Consider the following 21,837-nt stretch of genomic DNA (forward strand, 5'->3'; position numbering starts at 1 on the left):
GGGGGTGCGGATCCCAGGGGTACGGGTCTTGGGGTACGGGTCCCGGGGGCGCGCCGAATACCGGCCGCGGGTTCATTCGAAGGCGCCCAACCGGTCGATGGCGGATTCGACGGCGTTCCAGGCGGTCTGTCCGAGGCCGCAGATCGAGGCGTCCCGCATGGTCCGCCCCACGTCCCGCAGCAGCGCGATGTCGCCCGCGGCGGCCGCGCCCGTGCGGTCCTTGATGCGGTGCAGCGCCTCCTCCTGCAGCACGGTGCCCACCCGGCACGGCACGCACTGGCCGCACGACTCGTCGCGGAAGAACTCCGCGATCCTCAGCAGGACCCGGGGCAGGTCGACGGTGTCGTCCAGGACCAGGACCACGCCGGAACCGAGTGTGGCGCCCGCCAGCCGGGTCCCCTCGACGTGAGCGGGATGTCCAGCTCGTCGGGGCGTACGAAGCCGCCCGCCGCGCCACCGAGCAGGACGGCCCGCATGCGCTCGGGCGGTCCTGAGAGCGCGATCAATTCCCGGAGCGTGGCCCCGAAGGGCAGCTCGTACACGCCAGGCCGTGCCACGTTTCCCGAGACGCAGAACAGCTTGGTGCCGGTGGAGGACGCGGTGCCGGTCCGTGCGTACGCCTCGGCGCCGTGCTCCAGGATCGGCAGCACATTGACCAGTGTCTCCACGTTGTTGACGGTGGTCGGCTTCCCGAAGAGACCGCTCTCGACGGGGAAGGGCGGCTTGGCACGCGGCTCCCCGCGCTGCCCCTCGATCGAGTTGAAGATCGCGGTCTCCTCACCGCAGATGTACGCCCCCGCGCCGCTGCGGATCTCGATGTCGAACGCGTAACCCTGCCCCAGCACGTCGGTCCCGAGCAGCCCCCGTTCGCGGGCCCGGCCGACCGCATGGCTGAGCAACCGGTGCGCACGCGGGTACTCACCGTGCAGATACAGATAGCCGTGGCGCGCGCCGACCGCGTATCCGGCGATGGTCCTGGCCTCGACCAGCGCGTACGGGTCGCCCTCCATCAGGACGCGGTCCTTGAACGTGCCGGGTTCCGATTCGTCGGCGTTGCAGACGAGGTAGTGGACGCGTTCCGGCTGTCGGGCGGTGGCCTCCCATTTGCAATATGTCATGCCGTAGTGGTCGGGCGAAAGCGCTCTCAGCTCGTCCCAGATTTCCTCTTGGTCGGTGAACTTCCAGTCATGGCCAGGAGTTCGGCCATCGCGCAGATGATGTCGATGTCGTCGCGCGCCTCGCCGGGCGGCTTCAGGGCCGCCCGCACCCGCTGCACCCGGCGTTCGCTGTTGGTCGTCGTGCCGTCCGTCTCGGCCCAGGCGGCGGTCGCGGGCAGGACGACGTCCGCCATCTGCGCGGTCTTGGTGAGGAAGATGTCCTGGAAGCCGGGCAGCTTGTTGGGGATGGCGCCCATGTCGCCGCCGCCCTGCGCATTGTTCTGGCCGCGCAGCGGCTGCACGCCCGCTCCCCACCGGCCGAGCTGCCCCGTCAGGAGCGACAGGTTGATGAGCGCCCGGACGTTGTCCGTGCCGTTGTGATGCTCGGTTATCCCCAGCGTCCAGCACAGTTGGGCGCGTTCGGCGCTCGCGTAGGCGTGGGCGAGCGGGATGTCCGTGCCGACGTCGAGCCCGAGCCGGCTCTCGGCCCAGCCGTCGAGGTGCGGCGCGGGTCGACCACGTACATCCTGGCGCCGTTGCGGAGGCCCTTGCAGGCCGCCGGCCTGCAAGGGCCTCGCTGAAGTCGAGACAGCGCCGCGAGATGGTGCGGCCGGGCTCGCCGACGGAGAAGCGGGTGCCTTCCAAGTGGCGTACCACGCCCGGGGATTCGAGCTCGGTGGCCGCGTAGACCACTCATCCGACGGCGTGGGCCGGCGGCAGCATCGCGCTCACGGCGCGTCCCGGGTCGACGCTCTCGATCCGGCGGCCGGTGTACGGCCCGGGCAGGCCGTGGAAGTACCACCGGGGAATGCCGTTCTGGGCGGCGACGACCGCGGTGTTCTCGTGCAGCAGGGGACGCACCAGGGGACCGGCGGCGGCGTAGGAGTGGGCTTTCAGGCCCAGCAGTACGTAGTCGACCGGGCCGACCTCGTGGGGATCGTCGGTGGCGGCGGGGCGGGCGGTGAAGTCGCCGCGCGGGCTGATGACGCGTACCCCGTCACGGCGCATGGCCGCCAGGTGCGGCCCGCGGGCGATGAGGTGGACCTCGGTGCCCGCGCGGTGGAGCGCGGCCCCGACATATGCGCCGATGGCACCGGCGCCGACAACTGCGACTTTCACGGGGCTCTCCGTTCTGTGGAGGGACCGGGTCGAGGGAGGGGCCGTCCGGCGAGCGAGGGCCGCCGAGAGGGCCGGACGTGACGGGCGGGCCGAAGCGAGCGCCGCGTGCGGGGCGGGAATCCACCGCGCGATTGGTCGACAGAATATTGTCTACAGTATTCCTTCTAAGGGGGGCCAAGACGCCCGACGCATTCCCCTGGGGCGAAACGCTGACACAAGGCTCCAAAGGTGCGGCAGTGAATCCTGTTGGGTCCCGCGCCCCTGTACCGATCAGTAGCCGCGAAGACTGGATGGTTCCGGATGTCAGCACTCACAGCTCGTACCGAGGGGATCCGCCATGACCGGCATGCGAGGCTCGCGCGTTGTCGCGGTCGGGCACTATCAGCCCGCCAAGCTGCTCACCAATGACGACCTCGCCGAGTTGGTCGACACCAGCGACGAATGGATCAGCAGCCGGGTCGGTATCCGCACCCGCCATGTCGCGGGCCCCGACGAGCCCGTGGACGAGCTGGCCGCGCACGCCGGTGCGAAGGCCCTGGCCGGCGCGGGGCTCACCCCCGCCGACATCGACCTGGTCCTGGTCGCCACCTCCACGGCGATCGACCGCTCTCCGAACACGGCGGCCCGGGTCGCGGCCCGGCTCGGCATGTCCTCACCCGCCGTGATGGACCTCAATGTCGTGTGCGCCGGGTTCACCCACGCCCTCGCCACCGCCGACAGTCTGGTGCGTACCGGCACGGCGAGGCGCGCCCTGGTCATCGGCGCGGACAAGATGACGGCGGTCACCGACTGGAGCGACCGCAGCACCTGCGTCCTGGTCGGCGACGGCGCCGGCGCCGTCGTGGTCGAGGCGAGCGAAGCGGAACTGATCGGTCCGGTGCTGTGGGGTTCGGTGCCCGAGATGGGGCATGCGGTACGCATCGAGGGCAGCCCGCCGGTGTTCGCGCAGGAGGGCCAGTCCGTCTACCGCTGGGCCACCACCCAGCTGCCGCCCATCGCCCGCCAGGTCTGCGAGCGCGCCGGACTCACCCCCGAGGACCTGGCGGCTGTCGTGCTGCATCAGGCGAACCTGCGCATCATCGAACCTGTCGCGCGCAAGATCGGCGCGGTCAACGCCGTCATCGCCCGCGATGTCGTCGAGTCGGGGAACACCTCGGCGGCGAGCATCCCGATGGCCCTGTCCAAGCTGGTCGAGCGCGGCGAGATCAGCACCGGCGACCCGGTCCTGCTCTTCGGCTTCGGAGGCAACCTCTCCTACGCGGGCCAGGTCGTCCGCTGCCCGTGACGGGCCCGGCCGGCGGCGCGCCGCGGCCGACCCGCCCGCCCGTCAGGCCGGTTGAGGACCCCCCGGCCCCCCCGGACCCCCTGGGCCCTGGCCGGTTGCGGCCCCCGGCCCCCCGGATCCCCTGGGCCTGGCCGGTTGAGGACCCCGGGCCTTCCCGGACCCCCGGGCCCCTCATGTCGTGTCCGGCGTGGTGCGTCCCCCGTCCCGTCTCTCTCAACCCTCCAGCCGTTTGCGCCAGTTCAGCGGTGTGACGGTGATGGCCTGGCCCGGGTCGCCGTCCCACTCCACCGACAGGCCGCACCGCTCAAGCGCGGCCACGGTCTCCCGGCCCACGGACGCGGTGGTCTCCTCCGAGCCGTCGAATCCGCCGTACATCAGGGTCAGCCCGTGGCCCAAGGCGGCCGCGTCGGTCGACTGGGAGTGGAAGTAGACGAAGCCTCGGGCATCCGGTGAGCCCGCTCCGCCTATCTCGGCCTGACCGCACGAGCGGCAACACGTGAAGTTCTCCCGGGCGGTGAGGCCGGCCGACTCCAGGGCGGCGAAGGCGCGGCTGAGCCGTTCCGGATCGGTCTCCTCGCCCTCCTCGTCCCAGGCCGCCTGCTCCGCCACGCGCTCCAGCCACAGGCGGTCCGCCAACTGCCGTGCCTGCTCCGGCGATACGGGCCGGAAGTCACCCGAGACGAGATAGTCCTCGGCCAGCTCCGCAAGCTCCGCCCGCGTCGCGTACCCGCCCAGGATCACCTCGCGAATCCGCGTCTCCAGGAGCGTACGGTCCTCCTCGCTGAGGTCCAGCGGGGGGACGGGGGCAGGGACTTCGAAGTCCAGCCGCTGCCAGTCCGGGCCCGCGTGCCAGCCCGTCGTGGCACGGGCCCAGCCGGTCATGGCCGTTATCACCGGCTCCGCCGCGTCGAGCATGGCCCGGAAGTGCCGGTCTGCCGCGCCGTCCCGGTACTCCAGCGTGTACGGGCCCCCCGCCTCGTGCCACACCTGAATGAACACGTCGGGCAGATCGGGTATCCGCTGGGCCACCAGGAACTTGTCGTCCTCGCCGCCGATGCGGCGGACGAGCCCGGCCAGCGCCTCGGCGGTGACTCGGCTGTGCCGACGCCCGCTCTCCGTATCCACTGTGATCGCTAGCATGTCGTCAACTCTCGCACGGGCCACTGACATTCCTTGTGCGCCTGGGGAGCGCGTACCGCCGAAGAACAGCGCCGGGGACCGCCGGCCCGGTCAGAGCCAGCGCCTGGCCGCCTCCACGCTGTCGCCGCCGCTGGTGTTGAACGCGATCGCGGCTGCGGGCGCGTGCCGGCGGACTAGGTTCACGACCCGTTCGAAGAACGTGAGCAGGGGCTCGGGCTTGCGGATGCCGCCGCCGATCACCACGACGTCCCAGGCCCGCTCCTTCAGCGCGGTGACGACGCTGGTCTCCGCCGTCTCGTCCAGCGCGATCAGCGTCATGGACGCCTCGATGCCGTGCGTTGCGAAGAGGCCCAGTTCGTCGTCGAGGCCTGCGCGCAGGGCGTCCCCGTCCATGCCGGGGACCGTGCGTGGGTCAATTCCGAGTACGAGAGCGGTTGGCATGTCCCGTATGACGGTCGATCGGCGGCGCCGGTTCCGGCCGAGCGGGACCTCTCCACCCGAGCACTGACCGAGCACTGCCCACCACTGTGGGGCGAGTTGCCTCGGGGCTCCCCACCACGCCCTAGGTAAAGGCAATGTAAAGACCGTTGCTAGTGTGTGCGGGACATCGCACCGCAGAAGGATTTCGCATGACAGCGCCCATAACTCCCGCTGAGCCGCAGCCGCAGCCGCAGCCGCAGCCGCAGCCGCAGCCGCAGCCGCAGCCGCAGGCCGAGGCCCAGGGGCAGTCGCCGTGGGCCCCGCCCTCCGGTCACCCGGTTCAGCCCCAGCAAGCCCACCTGGGCATGGAGATGGGGACGGGGATGGGGTCGGGGATGGGGATGCCGCCATGGGCGCCGGTGCCGCCGCAACCCAGCGGCGGCCTCGGTACAGCGGCGATGGTCCTCGGCTCCATCGGCACCTTCGTGGCCTTCCTCCCCTTCCTGTTCTGGATCGCGTGGATCCTCGGCATCCTCGCCGTCATCTTCGGCCTGGTCGGCCTGAGCAACGTGCGCAAGGGGCAGGCCACCAACCGAGGCTCGGCGCTCGGCGGCACCATCCTCGGCGGTGCGTCGATCCTGCTCGCCGTCGTCGGTCTGCTCCTCACCATCACCCTGGTCCGGTCGACGGGGGACGGCGTCGAGGAAGTCGGCAGTCACCCGGCCACATCGCTCCCCGACGAGCCCGAGATGCCCGCGCAGGAGGAACCGCTCGGTACGGAGCTGCTCGACGCGGACGCGGTGAAGTTCGGGGAGAGCCATGCTTATGCGGACGGCGTGACGGTCACCGTCGCCACGCCCAGCGAGTTCGACCTCACGGGGTATGTCCTCGGAGTGCACGCGGGCGACCGGACGTTCCACGTCGACCTCACGATCGTCAACAACTCCACCGATACGCTGAACCTGGACTTCGCCCAGCCGAAAGTGGAGGACGCTTCCGGCAAGCGCGTCGACATGCTGTTCAGCAGCAGGGCCGGGTACAAGCCGTTCCGAGGGCCGCTGGCGCCGGGCGAACGGGCCACCGCCCAGTACTCCTACCCCGTGTCCCCCGACGCTGCCGGGGAGCTCCAGGTGGGCGTCCATCCCGGCCTGTTCTACGACGATGCCAAGTGGCGCGGCCCGGTCGGCTGAGGCGGGCCGGGTGAGGCGGGCCGGCTGAGGCCGGGGCGGGTGGAGCGATGGCGGCCCCCGGCCGGGCCGTATCTCCGTCGCGATCTCCGTCGCGAGTGGCCGACCTCGCGCCCCCGGGTGGCGCGCTTCATCCAGGCCAAGCCCTCGGATCCGTAGGACCGGATCCGGACGGAAATCTCAACGGGGGATTGCGCTCGGTAGACTGTAGACGATAACCAATCTCCAGGACGGGCTCGTGACCCGACGTGGCACCCGACGTGGCGCAGGAGGGGGAACCGATGTTGTCCGCAGGACTGCCGCAGGGAACCGTGCCCAAGCTGGAGCGGCCGGGGCCGCTGCGTGAGCGGGTCTACGAGGCCCTGCTTGAGCTGATCACCACCCGGGCGCTGCGCCCCGGCCAGCACTTGGTGGAGAGCGAACTCGCCGGGCATCTCGGAGTGTCGAGGCAGCCGGTGCGCGAGGCGCTTCAGCGGCTCAACACCGAAGGCTGGGTCGATCTGCGCCCCGCCCAGGGTGCCTTCGTGCACGAGCCGACCGAGGAGGAGGCCGACCAGCTGCTCTCGGTGCGTACGCTCCTGGAGGCCGAAGCGGCACGGCTCGCGGCCGCCAACTCCGGCTCGGCCGGGATCGCCGCCCTGGAGAAACTGTGTGCCCAGGGCGAGCAGGCCGTCGCGGACGACGACGTCGATCTGGCAGTGACGACCAACGCCGCGTTCCACGCCAAGGTCATGGAGCTCGCAGGGAATCGGGTGCTCGCCGAGCTGGCGGCGCAGGTCGACCGACGGGTGCGCTGGTACTACACCCCGGTCGCCCGGCAGCGCGGCAAGCAGTCCTGGATCGAGCACCGGGACCTGATCGCCGCGATCTCGGCGCGGGACGAGCACCGGGCGACGGACGTCATGCGCGCCCACACCGAACACACCCGCACCACCTACCACGAGCGGTCCGACCGGGTCTGACAGGGCGCGCACACGGCACCGCCCCGCGCCCGGGCCGACCCCGCACCGTTGCAGCGCGGCAAAGCCCAGCCCCGCGCCGCCCGGGCCCACCCGCCCCGGCCAGAGCAACCAGGCACCGTCACGCACCCGGGCCGACCCCGCACCGTTGCAGCGCGGCAAAGCCCAGCCCCGCTCCCGGGCCGACCCCGCCCCGGCCAGAGCGACACCACACCCTCACGCGCCCAGGCCCACCCAGCGTCCCGCGGAGCGACAACGCACGCCTCAGCACCCTCACACGCCGGCCGGGGCCGCCGCGCCCTCGTGCGCACAGGGCGCCCAGCGTGCTTCGGCGAGCAGCATCGCGATCAGGACGAGCACCAGGGCGAACAGTTCGGCGAGCGAGGCCAGGTGCGTTCCGAGCGGCACGGTGGCGAGCGCGGCGACCGAGCCGGCCGCGCGGAAGCCGAGCGGCGCGATGCGCAGGGCGGCGCGGAACGCGACGTTGCCCGCGAGGAAGAGCGCCACCCCGCCGGCCAGCGCCACGGCGGGAGCGGTGGGCAGCTCCTGCGGCAGATGCCCGATGGACCGTTTCACCCCGGCCGCGAGCACCGCGACCCCGAGCAGCATCGGCACGAAGCTGTAGTAGTACGCGAGCATCGTCATCCGGAACCGGGCAGGCCCGGACACCGTCCGCAGGGCCCGTTCGGCGGCCTCCTCGTCCCGGATGAAGTAGGTCCACCACAGCGCCGTCGCGAGGGCGAGCGCCAGGGCCACTCCGCTGAACAGCCCCCAGTTCAGGGCGAGATCGCCGGAGCCGACGCCGATGGCGATCACGGACTCGCCGAACGCGACGATGAGGAGCAGTCCGTGGCGTTCCACGAAGTGCGCCGGGTCGAGCGCGCCGACGCGGCCCGTGACCGGGATCCGCTCACCGTCCAGGTCCGAGGTGACGCGACCGGACAGGAGAGGGGTGATCGCCTGGAGGACCAGCGCGGCCAGCCACAGTCCTTCCGCCGCCCGGCCGCCCACCGTGCCGGCCGCCGTCACACACAGCGCGGCGAGCACGTTGGTCAGAGCGAAGGCGAGCACGTACCGCCCGTGCAACAGCGCGTACAGCGCGCTGTGCACCACGGTGACCAGGAGGAAGCCGAGTCCGAACGCGACGCCGTCGGTGGTGAACACCCGCGGGACGGCCAGGGCACATGTGAGGAAGCCACACATGCCGAGGATCAGGGGTATGCGCCGGGCGTTGGTCTCGGGTGGGACCTGATTGGTGAGATAGGCGTACGCCCCGTACATCCAGAACAGGACGGCGAAGATCAGCAGGACCCGGCCCGCCTGGGCGAAGGACAGATCGTGGGTGAGCAGCACGGTGAGCTGTGTGATGGTGAAGACGAAGACGAGGTCGAAGAAGAGCTCAAGGGTGGAGACGCGGCGCCCGACGGCGCTCTCGTGCTCCACCTCCGTGCCGTCAACGGCAGGCATACGTTCCCCCAGCAGGCATGTGGTACGAGTGTGCGGCCGACACCCTAGCCGAGCAGCACGAAGCCGCCCCGGCCCGTCTCGGCTCCGGGGCGACCGCGCACATTCGGGCGTTGCACCCGCCCGGACACATGGGGGGCTACACCACCTCCCGGCTGATGGGCTGGGGGTTGGCCGTGATGTCCCGTACCCGGAGCCGGCCTGGCCGGCGCAGCAGCAGGGCTGCGCAGGCAGCCGCCATGGAGATGCCGCCCGCCGGCCCATGGGCGCCGTCGTAGCCCCAGGCGTCGACGACCATCGAGCCGAGCCCGCCGCCGAACAGGCCGCTCACCAGCTTGCCGCTGTAGACCAGGCCGTAGTTGGAGGCGTGGTAGTTCTCGCCGAAGTAGTCCGGGTCAGTGCCGCGAACATCGGGTAGAAGGCGCCACCGCCGAAGCCGGAGAGGAAGGCGAAGAACAGGAACAGCCCCTCGCTGTGCAGATGGCCGGCCCAGATCACCCCGAACTGCGCCAGCCCCAGAACGACGATCACGAACACCAGGGTGAACTTGCGGCCCCACAGGTCGGACAGCCAGCCCACGACCGCGCGGCCGATGCCGTTGATGACGGCCATGACGCCCATGGAGGACGCGGCGACCAGCGGACCGAAGCCCACCTCTTTCGCGGTCCCGGGCAACTTCCCGGCGTACCAGCTGATGCCGTAACGCAACCACGGGCGCCTTCCCCCAACCCCCGTCTCGTTCCGCCAGCTTCGGGCCACTTGTGTCCCGACCCGGTGTCCCGTGTCCCGTTCTCCCTCGGACCACTTCTGCGCCGACTCCGTGCCCCATTCCCCGTTCTCCCTCGGACCACTTCCGCCCGACCCCCGTGCCCTACCCCTCCCCCCCGTTTTCCTCGGACCACTTCCGCCCCAACCCCGGACCGGCACGGCAAGGTCACCCGATGCCCTGCCGGTCCGCCTCCAGGGCGAAAGTGCGCTCGGCCGCCTCCGGTACCGCGAGTGCCACGGCTTGGGCCAGGAGTTCGCGGTGCCGCAGCAGCGGGCGCCGGCGCGACGGCGGGACGAGCCGCAGAAGATCGTCGAGCCCCGCCATGACGCGTCGCGTGACCTGCGGACTTCCCACGGCGCAGAGCCGGATCTCGGTGAACGCGAGATCGACGAGATCGGCCCAGTCCGGCACGTCCTGCACGAGCCGGACCGTGCCCTTGGCGTCCGGATGTCCCACCGCCCCGAGTGGCCGGTCCGCGAGGACCGTCAGCAGCTGGACGATCCGGTCCAGGCACTGGACGGCGGTGGTCGGGTCGTTGATGGCTGCCGAGAGCGCTCTCAACGCCATGTCGCAGAGCTGTCGAAGCCCGAATCCCAGGTCCTGGTGGAACGTGCGCTCCACGCCCACCGACACGGTGTAGCGCAGCGCGCTCCGCGACAGCGGCTTGCCCGCGACGCTGCCGTGCACGGAAAGGAGCGGCGTTCCGGGCACCACGAAGTCGCCGAGCCGGGGGAGGAGCCGCAGCACCACTCCCTGGCGCCGGGCCGCCCGCACGAGCCGCGCGATGTTCACGTCCCGCAGGACACCGGCCCGCCCGCTGTACCCGACGCGGGCGATCTCAGGACCGAGCGCGAGTCCGTCGAGGTCGCCGCGCGGCATCTTGTCCACGACCCGCAGCGCCTCACGGGTGATCCGGTACACGACGTGCCCCACCCGCATGAGCCGCAGCGTGGAGCTCACGTAGGCGATGAAGAGGAAGAGGCTCAGCGCCACCATGAGCAGCGTCAGGACGCTCTGGAGGAACGGCACGGTCGTCACGAGCCGCGGATTGGTCTCGCTGTCGAACGAGGTGAGAACGAAAAGGGTCAGCGTGAACGTGGCCAGGAAGACGGCGAACGTCAGCTTGGTGATGCGGGACCGCACGAAGATCCGCACCACTCGGGGAGTGAAGTGGCCGCTCGCCATCTGCACCGCGACCAGCGAGATGCTGAACACGACACCGATGAAGGTCATCATCGCCGAGCTGACCGTGTTGATCACGGACTTGGCGTCGTTCACGATCCGGATCAGATGGTCGACGTCGTCGAAGTCCCGGTGGTCCTGGAGCAGCCGGACGATGGTCGCGTCGGCTTCGCTCGTCGCGGTCCACAGGATGAAGATCAGCACCATGGCCGCGGTCGGTGCGAACCAGAAGGTGTCACGCAGATGCTCCCGCAGCGGCGAGAGCGCTCTCGGCCGCCGGTACCCCTTGCCGTTGCTCACGCGGTGAGGCTAGGCCCGGCCCGCACCGGGGAGGACGCCGCGGCGCCGTGTGGTCCCACAGTCGTACACACATTGGTCCTCACGGCGTACGAATGCGGACATCTGGACCCGAAGAATGGGAAGCACGGCACGGCACGACGCCGCATCGTGCCGGCGGGGCCGACCTGCCGACCCCGAAGCCCCTGAAGGAGCCAGAGTCATGCCCGCGAGCACCAGGACCCCGACCCGGCCCCCGACCTCGACCCCGACCCGGTCCCTGATCCGGACCCGGTCCCGGACTCGGACCCTCACCATCGCCGTCGTGTCCAGCGCGGTGGCCCTCGCGTTCGCCGCGGTCGTGGCCGTGCCCGCCGTGACGGACTGGTACCACAACCGCCACGAGGAAGCGGCCTCCTACAGCTCGGGCAAGGAGGCGAAGGCCGACCGGGCCTCCGTACCGCGCTGGCTCCCCGACGATGCGAAGCGCGTCGAATACGCGATGCGGACGACGGGCGGTGACCGCATCCTGAAGGCCGTCCTCCCCGCTGCGTCGCCCCCGGCCTCCTGCGAACCCCGCGAGCCCGACGCCGGCCCGCGCCCGCCCGCCATCACGGCCTCCTGGTTCCCGTCGGACGCCGGACAGCGCGCCGCGGTTCGCTGCGGTCCGTACTACGCGTACATGGAGGGGCACACGCTGTACGCGTGGCAGGCGAACGCGGACTGGATGGCCGAGAACAGGGGCTGACCGCTCGCCTGACCACGCGATATGCGGGTGAACGGGACCTCGAACCCCTGGTAGAGTTCTCTATGTCGCCGCGGGGAACACACCGCGAAGACAACACCTGGTCCGGGTGGCGGAATGGCAGACGCGCTAGCTTGAGGTGCTAGTGCCCTTTATCGGGCGTGGGGGTTCAAGTCCCCCCTCGGACACCAGCGAGAACCCCACTTCATGTGGGGGTTTCTGCGTTTCGGGGCAAACTGCCGGGCCTCAGAGTGCCCGGCCCGGCCTCACTGCGACCGGCTCGGCCCACTGCGGCCGGCCCTGCCGCAGGGTGAGCGTCGCGGGCGTCGCGGCCGGTGCGCATGGTCCGGCCGCGCCTTCGGTGTCGGACGCGTCGGTCGACCTCACCGATTCAGGTCGACCTCACCGATTCAGCAAGGGGCCTCGCCCTGCTGCGAGTTGTGACCGTTCACCAGGCGCCGTTGGATGAGCGCGGCGATGACCGCCTCCGCGTGTGTCCGCGCCGCCAGGGCGGCAAGGCGCTCCGCCGTGCTCTCGTCGGGGTCGGCCCCGAGGGCGTTGTCCCGCAGTTCCGCGTCCCACAGGACGAAGTCGCGTGCCGCTTCGTGGGGGAGGTCCGCCGCGCCGAACCGCCCGCCGAAGCCGCTGCTGACCATCCCGGCTATCGCGGCACCGTAGACGAGGTCCACGTCCGCCTGTCGCGTTCTCCATGGTGTGCCGGCCATCGACGGAAGGCGCCCGTACGCCGCTATTCCGTCCGCCGACCAGTGCAGCGGAGCTTGGGCGCACGCCACACCCATGCGCTGGGACAGATCGGTGAGGGCGTTGGCGCCCGCGTCCGAGACGGGACCGATCTGGAGCCACAGGGCTCCGGGCCGCACGGCGGGAAGCAGATGGTGCAGCATGACCACTTCGAGGACGTTGGGGTGGTCGAACACGGTCAGGACGGTGTCGCACGGGGCGAGCTGCGCGGTCCAGTCGGGCACCGAATCCGCCAGCCCCGCGGCCTTGCGGGCGGAGTAGTGTCCGGGCAACGCCCAGGTGTGGGCCGTGAGCCCGAGGGACGTGAGACCGTGGGCGGCGAAGTGGACCACCGGGGCTGACCCCAGTACCGCGACTACAGGCAGTGCAGACACAACCATCCTCAGAGGTGTCGGGAAGGACTCTTGTACAGGGCCTTCACGCTATGTGCGGGCCTGGTCACCGGGGTACTGCACGCATGCACAGTCCGGGGGCCCGGGGAGATCAAACGTGCACAGTCGGCCCCGCGCCCGAGCCGGCGCGCCCCCCCGGCCCCGGGCCCCAGTGGGCGCGACCCCGTGCCCCCGGCCCGAGTCGGCACGGCCACCTCGTCCCCGACCCAGTCGGCGCGGCCACCCCGCCCCCGGCCCGAGCCGGCACGGCCACCTCGTCCCCGACCCCAGTCGGCGCGGCCACCCCGCCCCCGACCCGAGCCAAAGAGCGCCCCCGCCCCCGCCTACCGCAGCTCAGGCAGCCACGGCTCGCCCGTCGTGGCCGCCAGCGCCAGGACGAGAGCGTGCGCTCCGGCCAGCCCTGTCGACAGGTCGCGCTGAATGAGCGCTTCCGCCTGCCGCAGCCGCTTGCGCACCGTCGCAGCGCTGACCCCGACGGCCTCGGCGGTGTCGTCGATGTGAAGGTTGCGGCCGACCCAGGCCCGCACGGTGCAGGTCAGGTCCGGGGAAGCGGCGCGCAGCGGATGGAGCAGCCCCTGCGCCCAGGTCCGGGCCGGCGCGGACCGCAGGATCGAGGTGAGCGAAGGCTGGTCGGGAGCCGTGTCATTGAGCGGATTCCACGTTCTGATCAGGGACAGAGCCAGATGCACGACCGCACGCACCCGTACGTCCTTGAGGTCGAGGGGTGAGCCGTCGGTCCCCAGCACCTCCGCGACGCGCGTCGCGCGGGCGGCGACGGTGTTGCGGTGCGCGCCAAGGATCCGGGCCGTCTGCGTGTACGGGAAGTCGAGAGCGAGGCGCATCGTGCTGATGAGCTCCTCCCGGACCGCGTACGGCATGTCGAGGAGCGGGGCCAGGACGTGCTCCGCCCAGCGGTGTGCCGCTGCGCCGAGCAGCGGCGCCAAGCAGGACGAGCCGTCGAATATCCCGACCCGTTCGAGACTGTGGTGCGCCGACACCAGCGCGTTGCTCGCCTCACCGTAGGCGTCCGACACATCGGCCATGCCATAGGGGCGACTGCCGCCGAGCGCGCAGGTGCGCAAGGAGGACACGGTGTCCGTCAGGATGTGCCGCACACCGCCGGGCGTGCGCTCTCGGCAGCACAACGGCTCCACGACCACGATGTGGTCGCCGCGGGCCGGGCAGCGCACCAGCAGAGCCTCCCCTTCGATGGCGGGCTCCAGGGTGCGCATCAGGTGGTCCCGGTCCTCGGGCGGCGTCGCGATCACATAGACGCGGACGTACTCGGCGCGCAGCAGACCCGGGCTCAGGCCTTCCATCGCTCGCCGCGCCAGCACGGTCTGGCCGCCCATCAGCATCTGGAAGACGCCCAGCCGGACCCCTCGCGCGCTGTCACCCAGCCGCCGTACGCGCAGTACGTCGTGCGCCAGCGCGAGCAACTTGGCCGTGTGCAGTGCCAGTGCGAGCGTTTCCAGCTCGAAGGGGGCGGCGGAAACCAGGACGAGGAAGGACGCGTTCGCCGCCTGCCCCACCGGCAGTTTGACCACATGCAGGCCGTCGCGGAACTGAGGGCGGCGCGTGGTCCCGTTGCCCCGTACGGCGTCGTGGGCGGCCCGGCGCTCGGCGTCCGGCGCGTCGGGCGGGTACTCGGCGTGAACCTCCCCGGCGGCCTGGCCGAGGAAGAGCACATACGCGGCAAGCGACTTGGACAAGCCCGTCACCAGGCGCGCACAGACATCCGCCCGGGTGAAACCGTCCGGGAGATGGTCGACATATGCGGCGATGCGTTCCATGTGGCGCGTCGCCTGCCGCTGCCACCTGCGCGCGAGGTCGCGGTCGACCCGCCGCCATACCGTCACGTCGGCCCGGGTCGTCAGCAGCGGCAGGCGCAGGCGCAGAGCCGTCTGCCGCACGGCCGGCAGGACGTCCCTTGCCGCGTCCGCATGAACAGCCAGTGCGAGACCGGCCGCTCCGTGCTCTTCCAGGGCGCGCAGCAGCCGGTCGGCACGGGCCGGTGACACGGCCGCCAGTGGCGCCGCCTCGGTGACCACCAGACAGTCGGCGATGTCCTGCGCGTCCTGGGCGGCAAGACACGGTACGAATTGCGCGCCCACGACACCCCGGTCGTGATGGGCGGCGCGATTGGCCTCGTCGGCGAATGCGAGAGCGAGCTCGGGCAGTTCCGCCAGATACCCCAGTGTTGACATGGTGTCCCCCGTCGCGGCTCGCGGTGCGGCGCGCGCGACCTTGATGCGTCCCCGTAATCACTTGGTCATGCCCGAAGTCCGGCTCGCGGTGCCACCCTTTCCTTCCCCCGGGGTGGACGACTGCCCGCGGCCCGACGGGTGGTGCGTCCGGTGCTTCACCCGGTCCTGCCCTCGGCATCCACCGTCACCCTGCACACGGCATAGGTAAGTTTCCAGGAATTTGTTCCGCGATGGCTTGAAATGAGTGCGGTCGCAAGGGGTTTCTCAAGGGGTCTTCCACTGGCGTCGGCACATCTGCACGGACCGGAGGGCGACGCTTGCATACGGACGGGCGTAGGGCGTCGACGGCATCGCGCGACGGGAGAGCGCTCCCAACGTGCCGTCCCCTCCGGCGACATCGGGCGGTTCCCGCGGCGCCGAAGCCGTGAAACCGGCGCTCGCCGGGGTACCCGCCGCGCATGGCGAACTTGCATCTTCCATGGCGGGCGGGCGGCCGGTCGCAGGGCGACGGCGGCAGAGACGAGACGGCGCAGGAGGCCGGTCCTGATCCCGCGGTGGAGCGGGCCGCGCCCGACGCTCCGACGAAACTGCCGAAGGGACTGTGGCGCGCGGTACTCAAAGGCAGCCTGAAGGAGTTCAGGGACGACGAGCTCATCGACCGGGCCGCGGCGCTCACGTACTACGGAGTGCAGTCGCTGTTCCCGGCGCTGCTGGTGCTCGTGTCGTTGCTCGGCATGACCGGGCAGTCGACCACCGACAGGCTCCTGAACAACCTTCAGGGACTCGCGCCCGGCCCGGCCCGCGACATCATCACCAGCGCGGTGAAGCAGTTGCAGGGCAGCGCGGGCGTCGGCTCGCTGGTGGCGGTCTTCGGTCTGGTCCTCGCGGTGTGGTCCGCGTCGAGTTACGTCGCTGCGTTCATGCGGGCGGCGAACGCGGTCTACGACATGCCCGAGGGGCGCCCCCTGTGGAAGATCCTGCCCATCAGGCTGGGGCTGACCGTGGTCCTGATGGCGCTGGCCGTCGTCAGCGCCCTGATCGTGGTCTTCACCGGCGGCCTCGCCCACCAGGCGGGTACCGCTCTCGGCATGGGGAGCGCCGCCCTTACGGTGTGGTCGATAGCCAAGTGGCCCGTGCTCGTCGTGCTGGTCGTCTTCATGATCGCGCTCCTGTACTGGGCGAGCCCGAACGCGAAGGTGAAGGGCTTCACATGGATCACCCCGGGCAGCTTCGTGGCCCTGGTGATCTGGATGCTCGCCTCCGGCGGCCTGGCGTTCTACGTCGCCAACTTCGGCTCGTACAACAAGACATACGGCACGATGGCCGGCGTCATCATCTTCCTGGTGTGGCTCTGGCTCACCAACCTGGCGATCCTGCTGGGGCTCGAGTTCGACGCGGAGGCCGTACGGCAGCGGGCGATCGCGGGCGGCATGCCGCCGGACGAGGAACCGTACACACAGCCGCGGGACACCGAGGCGTGGGACGAGAAGGACCGGCGCCGCGTCCGCGAGCTCTGAGGCCCGCCGCCGGGCAGTAAATCCCGCCGAATCGGCGACGGCGCCGACGGTGCGACGCGGTCCCGACGGAACATCCACGGTCAATCCGCCCTGAATCGCGCCATCGGGGGTACTCGCGCCGGGGAAGGCGGCCGGTGGCGCTGGCGCTCACCGGCCGACAGACACACGAGGACGGGAGGTGGCCGTCGTGACGAGTACACGGCCGCACGACGCCGGGCCCGGCCCGGGCACCCATGCGGGGCAGGAGCCGGTGAGTGAACTGGTCCAGCGGGCGTCACAGCAACTGACGGAGCTGGTGCGCGGTGAACTGACGCTCGCACAGGCCGAGATGAAGGAGAAGGGCAGGCGGTACGGCAAGGGCGGCGGCTTGTTCGGCGGCGCCGGACTGTTCGGCTTCCTCACCCTTCAGGCCCTCGTGGCGGCCGCGATCGCGGCCCTCGCGATACCGCTGCCGGTGTGGGCCGCCGCGCTCGTCGTGGCCGCGGTGCTGGGAGCGATCGGCGCGGTCATGGCCCTGACCGGGAAGAAGCAGGTCGGCCGGGCGGCGCCGCCCGCGCCCGAGCGGACGATCGAGAACGTGAAGGCCGACGTGGCCACGATCAAGGGAAGTGCACACCGATGACCCGACCGCCCCACGACGACCGGACCGCCGCCGGCTCCGATGAGCTGCGCGAACAGGTCGAACGCACCCGTGAGGAGCTTGGGCGGACGGTCGAGGCGCTGGCCGCCAAGGCCGACGTCAAGGGCCGCGCCCGGGACAAGGCCGCCGAGGTCCGTCGGCGTGCGGCGGCCAGGGCCGCAGAGCTCAAGGTGAGGACCGCCGAAGTCGCGCACCAGGTGCAGGACAAGGTGCCCGATCCCGTCAAGGACAAGGCCGCTCGGGCCGCGGGGGTGGCCCGGACCGCGGTGGCGCAGGCCGGGCGGGTGGGGGAGGAGACGGACCTCGAAGCGTCGCCCGACGCGGCGCGGCACACCCTGGCGCGGGCCGGGCGCGCCGCCCGGGACCACCGTGCCTTGCTCCTGGCCGCAGGCGGTGCGACCGTCGTGGTGTGGCTCGCATACCGTCGCACGAAGGGATGAGCCGGTGAAAGTGGCGAAGATCATGTACAAGCCGGTCGGTCTCGGCCTGGGAGTCGCCGGCGGAATGCTCGCCGGAATGGTGTTCAAACAGGTGTGGAAGCGGCTCGCCCACGACGACGACGCTCCCGACGCGACCGACGAGGACCGCACCTGGCGCGAGGTGCTGATCGCCGCCACTCTCCAGGGCGCGATCTACGCCGTGGTCAAGGCCACCGTCGACCGCGCCGGTGCCAGTGCGACCCGACGGCTGACCGGCACGTGGCCCGGCTGAACGCCGGCCGAAGCGCAGAGCAGAAGCGCAGAGCAGAAGCGCGGCGGTGCCGGCCCGTTCGTACTCGGGCCGGCACCGCGCGTGATCGCCGGGTTGTGGTCAGGGTCCCGGGATCAGTAGGCCGTGGTGATCGTCACGCCGCTGAACGCGGTCTTCGCGTACAGGCTGATGTAACGGTATCCGGCGGTCTTGTTGGTGACGGTGATGCTCTCGGTGTTGCCTGCCGCCACCGAGCGCTTGGTGTAGTCCGACTTGGACGCCCAGTCGTCGGGGTTGTAGTAGAGGTCGGCGTTTCCGGTGCCGCCGGTCGTGGTGATGTGCAGGGTCGTCTTCCCGGCCGGCAGGTAGAGGAAGAAGTAGTCCAGGCCGCCCTTGTTGGCCGACAGGCCCGAACGGGAGCAGTTTTGGCCCATGATGCGGGTGTCGGGGTCGGTGCAGGTAGGCAGGGCGCCGGTCACCGCGATGGACTTGGTGGCGGTGTTGGTCAGGCCCTTGGCGTCGGTGACGGTCAGGGTGACCGTGTACGTGCCGGCGGCCTTGTAGGTCTTCGACGGGTTGGTGGCGGTGGACGTGGTGCCGTCGCCGAAGTCCCACGCGCGGGTGGTGATGGTGCCCGCGGTGTCCGTCGACTTGTCGGTCAGGGTCACCGAAAGGCCGGAGACGGCGGCGTCGAAGGCCGCCGTGGGGCCGCCGGTCGTGGCGCCGCAGGCGCCGGCGGCACAGGCGTCGAGCCACGTGTTGAAGTCGGCGTCGTACCGGGTGCCGATGCCGGTGCTGTAGACCGCGTACGCCCCGGCGTAGTCACCGCTGCGGAACTTGGCGAGCATGTTCTGGACGTCCGCCGGGTGCTTCTCGACCATGTAACGGGTGGCCAGGTAGCCCCACGGGTAGGTGCGGGTCAGGTCGGAGTTGGAGTACGCGCTCTGCCACAGGGTGCTCAGCGGGTAGGTGTGCTGAGCGGCGTCGGCGATCGCCTCGGTGTCGGGCAGGTTGCGGTAGCTGTAGGAGACGTACTCCGCGAAGCCCTCGATCCACCAGATGTCCGGGACGGCCTGCCCGGCGTCGAAGTCACCGGCCATGTCGTAGCGGCCGTCGAGGTAGTGCGTGTACTCGTGGTTGAGGTTCCAGATGTCCCCGGGGAAGCCGTCGCCCACACTCTTCACATAGGACAGGAAACGCGCCTGGCTGGTCGGGTCGGAGGGGTTGCCCTCCAGGTACTCGCCACCGTTGTCGGTGCTGTTGCCGAAGATCCAGCCGGAGTACGTCTGGTAGTCCTTCGGGCTGGCGAACGTCACGATCTGGATGTTCGTGTTGTGGTCGTCGGCCACCGGGCCGCTGTCCTTGACGATGCTGTGGAAGTACGCGTCCTGGCCCTTGACGCTGGTGCAGGCCGCGGCGAGTGCGGCATCGGTCAGGGACTGGGCGCGGAAGGTGTGGTCGGCGTCGCAGGTGTAGGTGATGGGCAGCGCGGCGGCGGTGAGCTGGGCGATGAAGTCACACGTGCCGTAGTAGGAACACTGGGCCTTGTCGTACGTGTCCGTCATCGCACCCACCGCGACCCACAGCGGCGCGGTCGTGCCGGTGATGGCGGAGGCGCCGAGCACGGCCTTCGTCAGCGGGCGCACCTTGGCCTGGAGGGCCGGGGTGTCGAGGAAGCGGGCCATCTCGCTGCCGGCGTTGGCGTCGAGGTAGAACCAGGTGTCGTTGAGCTTGGAGAGGTGGTTCAGGGTGAACGAGCTCAGCGTGTCGATGATGCTCGGATCGGCCGTCACCGCCGCGATGTACGCCGGGTTCCAGTGCCCGCGGAACAGCGGCGTGAACACGTCGTTGACGGCGGTGTCCATGCTCCAGTACGCGTCGTAGGAGCTGTTGTAGGCGTTGAGCACCTTCTTGTACGTGTTCAGGTAGCGGGCCTGTTCGTTGGCGCTGTCGGTCAGGACAAGGACCTCGCCCATGATGTCGCCGTTGGCCGCGCTGACGTCCATGAAGTGCGGGGACGCCGTGAAGGTGTCGAGCGCGCCCTCGCTCGCCGTGGCCAGCGTCGCCCCGTAGGGGCCGACGGCGTCGGCGTTGTTGGACTGCACGTAGTACCCGGCGCGCAGGAACAGCACGAGCTGCCACACGTTGGTGGAGTTGTCACCGGGGTAGCTGCGCGCGGTGTTCTCCAGCGCGTTGGCGACGGTGACCATCTGCGACTCCTGGAAGACGCTGTGGGCGTCCGTCCCGGTCAGATTGAACAGTGTGTTGACGCAGTCCGTGGTCGACGCCTGGACGAAGGTGACCAGTGCGGATCCGGTACGGCTGCCGAAGTCTCCCGCGGTGCACGACGCCGCGGCGGCGGTACTCCTCGCCGCCTTCCCCTTGGGCTGGGCCGCCGCGGGCGAGGTCACGGGCCGCTTCGGCGGAAGGTGGGCGGCGTCGATCGGGCTGCGCCGCGCGTCGGAACGGTCGGACAGGGCCGCCGTCGCACCGGTGGGCGTCGGCGCCGTTCTGGCCTTGGCCGTGCCGGCCGCCTTGCCGGACGGGGCGGCGGACGGTGTGCCGGACGGGGTGGCGGCCCCCGCCGAACCGTCGGCGGCGACGGCGTGGCTCGGTTGGGCCAGCATGGCGAGGCCCAGGCAGAACGCGAGGGCAAGTATCAGGAAGCCGGTGAGACTTCGTCCTGGTCTTTCGGGTCGGGTGTTCACGTGCCGCCTCCCAGCGGTGTGAAGGCCGCGCCCGGGGCGCGACGGTGGGGGTACCGCGCGTTCCGGCCGTCCGGCCACCCCGGTTACGGGGCGTGCGCGCCCCCACGGGGAGGGCGCGCGGCCCCTGGCTCGGGGCGTGCCGGAGCGGACCCGGTGACGCGCGGGCCGAACTGAACATGTGGCATGAACGCGGCTTGTTCCTGCGGACTGTAAAATTGCATATGTCACATGTCTTGGGAAGGGACTGCGGGTAAACCGGAGGCAATTCCTGGGGCCGGGTGTGCGCCTGACGGCCCGTCCGGACAGCGCGAAGCCCCGCCGAGGGAGCTCCACGGCGGGGCGGATCGGGCCCGGGTGATCGGCCGCCCGCGCGGTCGAACGTCCCGTCAACTACCTTGTGCAGAGCGCTACTTCGGCGCTTTTCGGTCGGATGTCGGGCGCAGGACCAGGCACACGAAGCCGAAGACGTCCCGGTACCCCCGCAGCCATTCGTCGCGATGGGTGGTGGCCGCGGCCAGCGCCTGGGCACTGTCCCGCTCGTCGGGGTGGTCCAGCGCCCAGGAGGCGAGGGAGCCCGTCCACGCCCATTCGTACGCGTCGAGTTCCCCGCGGGTGCTGATGTGCCCGTACACCGGCGTCCAGCCGTCGCCGACGACACGGTCCACCGTGGTCGGCAGGTCGCTGAGGTCGCCCAGCATGTCGACGGCTTCGGGAGAGGGCTCGTGCGCCCAGAACCCCTCGCCGATCAGGACGCTTCCGCCGGGTGCCAGGTGTTTTCGTGCCGCCGCGAGGGTGGGCAGCAGGCCGCCGAACGCGTGCGTGGCCCCTACGCTGACCACCAGGTCGAAGACGGGCGATGCGGGGAACGTCGCGGCGTCCTGGTGATGGAGGGTGAGACGCTGCCTGACACCGCCTGCCTCCGCGGCCTCGTGTGCGTGGGCCAGTGACGCCTTGCCGATGTCGACGCCTTCGGCCCGCAGTCGTGGGTACGCGGCGAGGGCGCGCAGCAGCCATTCGCCGCCGCCGCATCCCAGGTCCAGTACGCGGGCATCGTCGCGGGGGATGCCGTGGGCCAGCAGGCGACGTACGGAGTCGTCGTCGAGCGGGGCTGCGATCGGGTGGTCGTGGTGGGCGTGCCTGGAGATCTGTTCACGGTTCATCGGGGGAGCCTGGCAGGCCTCGGGGGCCGCTCGCATCCGGTTTCCCCGGCGGCTTGCC

Annotated in this window: 16 protein-coding genes, 1 tRNA gene and 3 pseudogenes; 9 read left to right on the plus strand and 11 right to left on the minus strand. The window is 70.8% G+C overall.

Annotated elements, in window-relative coordinates:
- Window positions 1-72: 72 nt before the first annotated feature.
- Window positions 73-1,713: pseudogene (locus ACGFW5_RS05345) on the minus strand (molybdopterin-dependent oxidoreductase); the annotation flags it as partial.
- Window positions 1,679-2,276: pseudogene (locus tag ACGFW5_RS05350) on the minus strand (2-dehydropantoate 2-reductase); the annotation flags it as partial. The pseudogenes ACGFW5_RS05345 and ACGFW5_RS05350, both read right to left, overlap by 35 nt.
- Before the next feature lie 346 nt (window positions 2,277-2,622).
- On the opposite strand from ACGFW5_RS05350, the gene ACGFW5_RS05355 reads away from it, so the two are divergent.
- Window positions 2,623-3,561, plus strand: coding sequence for a beta-ketoacyl-ACP synthase III (locus ACGFW5_RS05355; RefSeq protein ID WP_393833080.1), 939 nt, complete (start codon window positions 2,623-2,625; stop codon window positions 3,559-3,561).
- A 213-nt stretch (window positions 3,562-3,774) separates the two neighbouring features.
- Here ACGFW5_RS05355 and ACGFW5_RS05360 read toward each other — a convergent pair whose 3' ends face one another.
- Together ACGFW5_RS05360 and ACGFW5_RS05365 are read right to left on the minus strand one after the other, a co-directional pair.
- Window positions 3,775-4,701 (minus strand): DUF6891 domain-containing protein, encoded by a 927-nt coding sequence (locus ACGFW5_RS05360; protein WP_393832840.1) that lies wholly within the window; start codon window positions 4,699-4,701, stop codon window positions 3,775-3,777.
- Window positions 4,702-4,791: 90 nt separating this feature from the next.
- Entirely contained in the window at window positions 4,792-5,142 is a 351-nt protein-coding gene (locus ACGFW5_RS05365; protein WP_393832841.1) for a hypothetical protein, read from the minus strand.
- A gap of 188 nt (window positions 5,143-5,330) precedes the next feature.
- Here ACGFW5_RS05365 and ACGFW5_RS05370 point away from each other — a divergent pair, with 188 nt between their 5' ends.
- Both ACGFW5_RS05370 and ACGFW5_RS05375 read left to right on the plus strand, forming a co-directional pair.
- Window positions 5,331-6,311: a DUF4190 domain-containing protein gene (locus tag ACGFW5_RS05370; RefSeq protein ID WP_393832842.1), complete on the plus strand. Its 981-nt coding sequence runs from the start codon at window positions 5,331-5,333 to the stop codon at window positions 6,309-6,311.
- Between the two features lie 278 nt (window positions 6,312-6,589).
- Entirely contained in the window at window positions 6,590-7,270 is a 681-nt protein-coding gene (locus tag ACGFW5_RS05375) for a GntR family transcriptional regulator (protein WP_393832843.1), read from the plus strand.
- 270 nt (window positions 7,271-7,540) lie between these two features.
- On the opposite strand, the gene ACGFW5_RS05380 is transcribed toward ACGFW5_RS05375, so the two are convergent.
- The 3 genes and pseudogenes from ACGFW5_RS05380 to ACGFW5_RS05390 all read right to left on the minus strand — a co-directional run bounded on the left by ACGFW5_RS05380 (window position 7,541) and on the right by ACGFW5_RS05390 (window position 10,982).
- A complete protein-coding gene (locus ACGFW5_RS05380; RefSeq protein ID WP_393832844.1) occupies window positions 7,541-8,734 on the minus strand; it encodes a low temperature requirement protein A in 1,194 nt (397 codons plus the stop codon).
- 136 nt (window positions 8,735-8,870) lie between these two features.
- Window positions 8,871-9,394, minus strand: a pseudogene (locus ACGFW5_RS05385) (MFS transporter); the annotation flags it as partial.
- Window positions 9,395-9,665: 271 nt separating this feature from the next.
- On the minus strand, window positions 9,666-10,982 hold the full coding sequence (locus ACGFW5_RS05390) for a DUF2254 domain-containing protein (protein WP_393832845.1): 1,317 nt from the start codon (window positions 10,980-10,982) through the stop codon (window positions 9,666-9,668).
- 199 nt (window positions 10,983-11,181) lie between these two features.
- Between ACGFW5_RS05390 and ACGFW5_RS05395 the strand changes: the two genes are divergently transcribed.
- Together ACGFW5_RS05395 and ACGFW5_RS05400 are read left to right on the plus strand one after the other, a co-directional pair.
- Complete coding sequence (locus ACGFW5_RS05395; RefSeq protein WP_393832846.1) at window positions 11,182-11,706, plus strand: hypothetical protein; 525 nt, start codon at window positions 11,182-11,184, stop codon at window positions 11,704-11,706.
- A gap of 100 nt (window positions 11,707-11,806) precedes the next feature.
- Window positions 11,807-11,894: transfer RNA gene (locus tag ACGFW5_RS05400), tRNA-Leu, on the plus strand.
- Window positions 11,895-12,113: 219 nt separating this feature from the next.
- Here ACGFW5_RS05400 and ACGFW5_RS05405 read toward each other — a convergent pair.
- The gene (locus ACGFW5_RS05405; protein ID WP_393832847.1) at window positions 12,114-12,839 is read right to left on the minus strand and encodes a hypothetical protein; all 726 of its coding nucleotides are present in this window, start codon (window positions 12,837-12,839) and stop codon (window positions 12,114-12,116) included.
- A gap of 341 nt (window positions 12,840-13,180) precedes the next feature.
- A complete protein-coding gene (locus ACGFW5_RS05410; protein WP_393832848.1) occupies window positions 13,181-15,064 on the minus strand; it encodes a helix-turn-helix domain-containing protein in 1,884 nt (627 codons plus the stop codon).
- 458 nt (window positions 15,065-15,522) lie between these two features.
- Between ACGFW5_RS05410 and ACGFW5_RS05415 the strand changes: the two genes are divergently transcribed.
- From ACGFW5_RS05415 to ACGFW5_RS05430, 4 genes are all read left to right on the plus strand, one after another.
- Window positions 15,523-16,581 (plus strand): YihY/virulence factor BrkB family protein, encoded by a 1,059-nt coding sequence (locus ACGFW5_RS05415; protein WP_393832849.1) that lies wholly within the window; start codon window positions 15,523-15,525, stop codon window positions 16,579-16,581.
- Window positions 16,582-16,831: 250 nt separating this feature from the next.
- Entirely contained in the window at window positions 16,832-17,203 is a 372-nt protein-coding gene (locus tag ACGFW5_RS05420) for a phage holin family protein (RefSeq protein ID WP_393833081.1), read from the plus strand.
- On the plus strand, window positions 17,200-17,661 hold the full coding sequence (locus ACGFW5_RS05425; RefSeq protein ID WP_393832850.1) for a DUF3618 domain-containing protein: 462 nt from the start codon (window positions 17,200-17,202) through the stop codon (window positions 17,659-17,661). The genes ACGFW5_RS05420 and ACGFW5_RS05425 overlap by 4 nt, the downstream gene beginning before the upstream one ends.
- 4 nt (window positions 17,662-17,665) lie before the next feature.
- Window positions 17,666-17,932 (plus strand): DUF4235 domain-containing protein, encoded by a 267-nt coding sequence (locus ACGFW5_RS05430; protein WP_393832851.1) that lies wholly within the window; start codon window positions 17,666-17,668, stop codon window positions 17,930-17,932.
- Window positions 17,933-18,045: 113 nt separating this feature from the next.
- Here ACGFW5_RS05430 and ACGFW5_RS05435 read toward each other — a convergent pair whose 3' ends face one another.
- Together ACGFW5_RS05435 and ACGFW5_RS05440 are read right to left on the minus strand one after the other, a co-directional pair.
- Window positions 18,046-20,619, minus strand: coding sequence for a collagenase (locus ACGFW5_RS05435; protein WP_393832852.1), 2,574 nt, complete (start codon window positions 20,617-20,619; stop codon window positions 18,046-18,048).
- A 407-nt stretch (window positions 20,620-21,026) separates the two neighbouring features.
- Window positions 21,027-21,779, minus strand: coding sequence for an SAM-dependent methyltransferase (locus ACGFW5_RS05440; protein WP_393832853.1), 753 nt, complete (start codon window positions 21,777-21,779; stop codon window positions 21,027-21,029).
- Window positions 21,780-21,837: the final 58 nt, after the last annotated feature.

The organism is Streptomyces sp. NPDC048416 (genome assembly GCF_043200435.1).
Classification (GTDB): Bacteria; Actinomycetota; Actinomycetes; order Streptomycetales; family Streptomycetaceae; genus Streptomyces.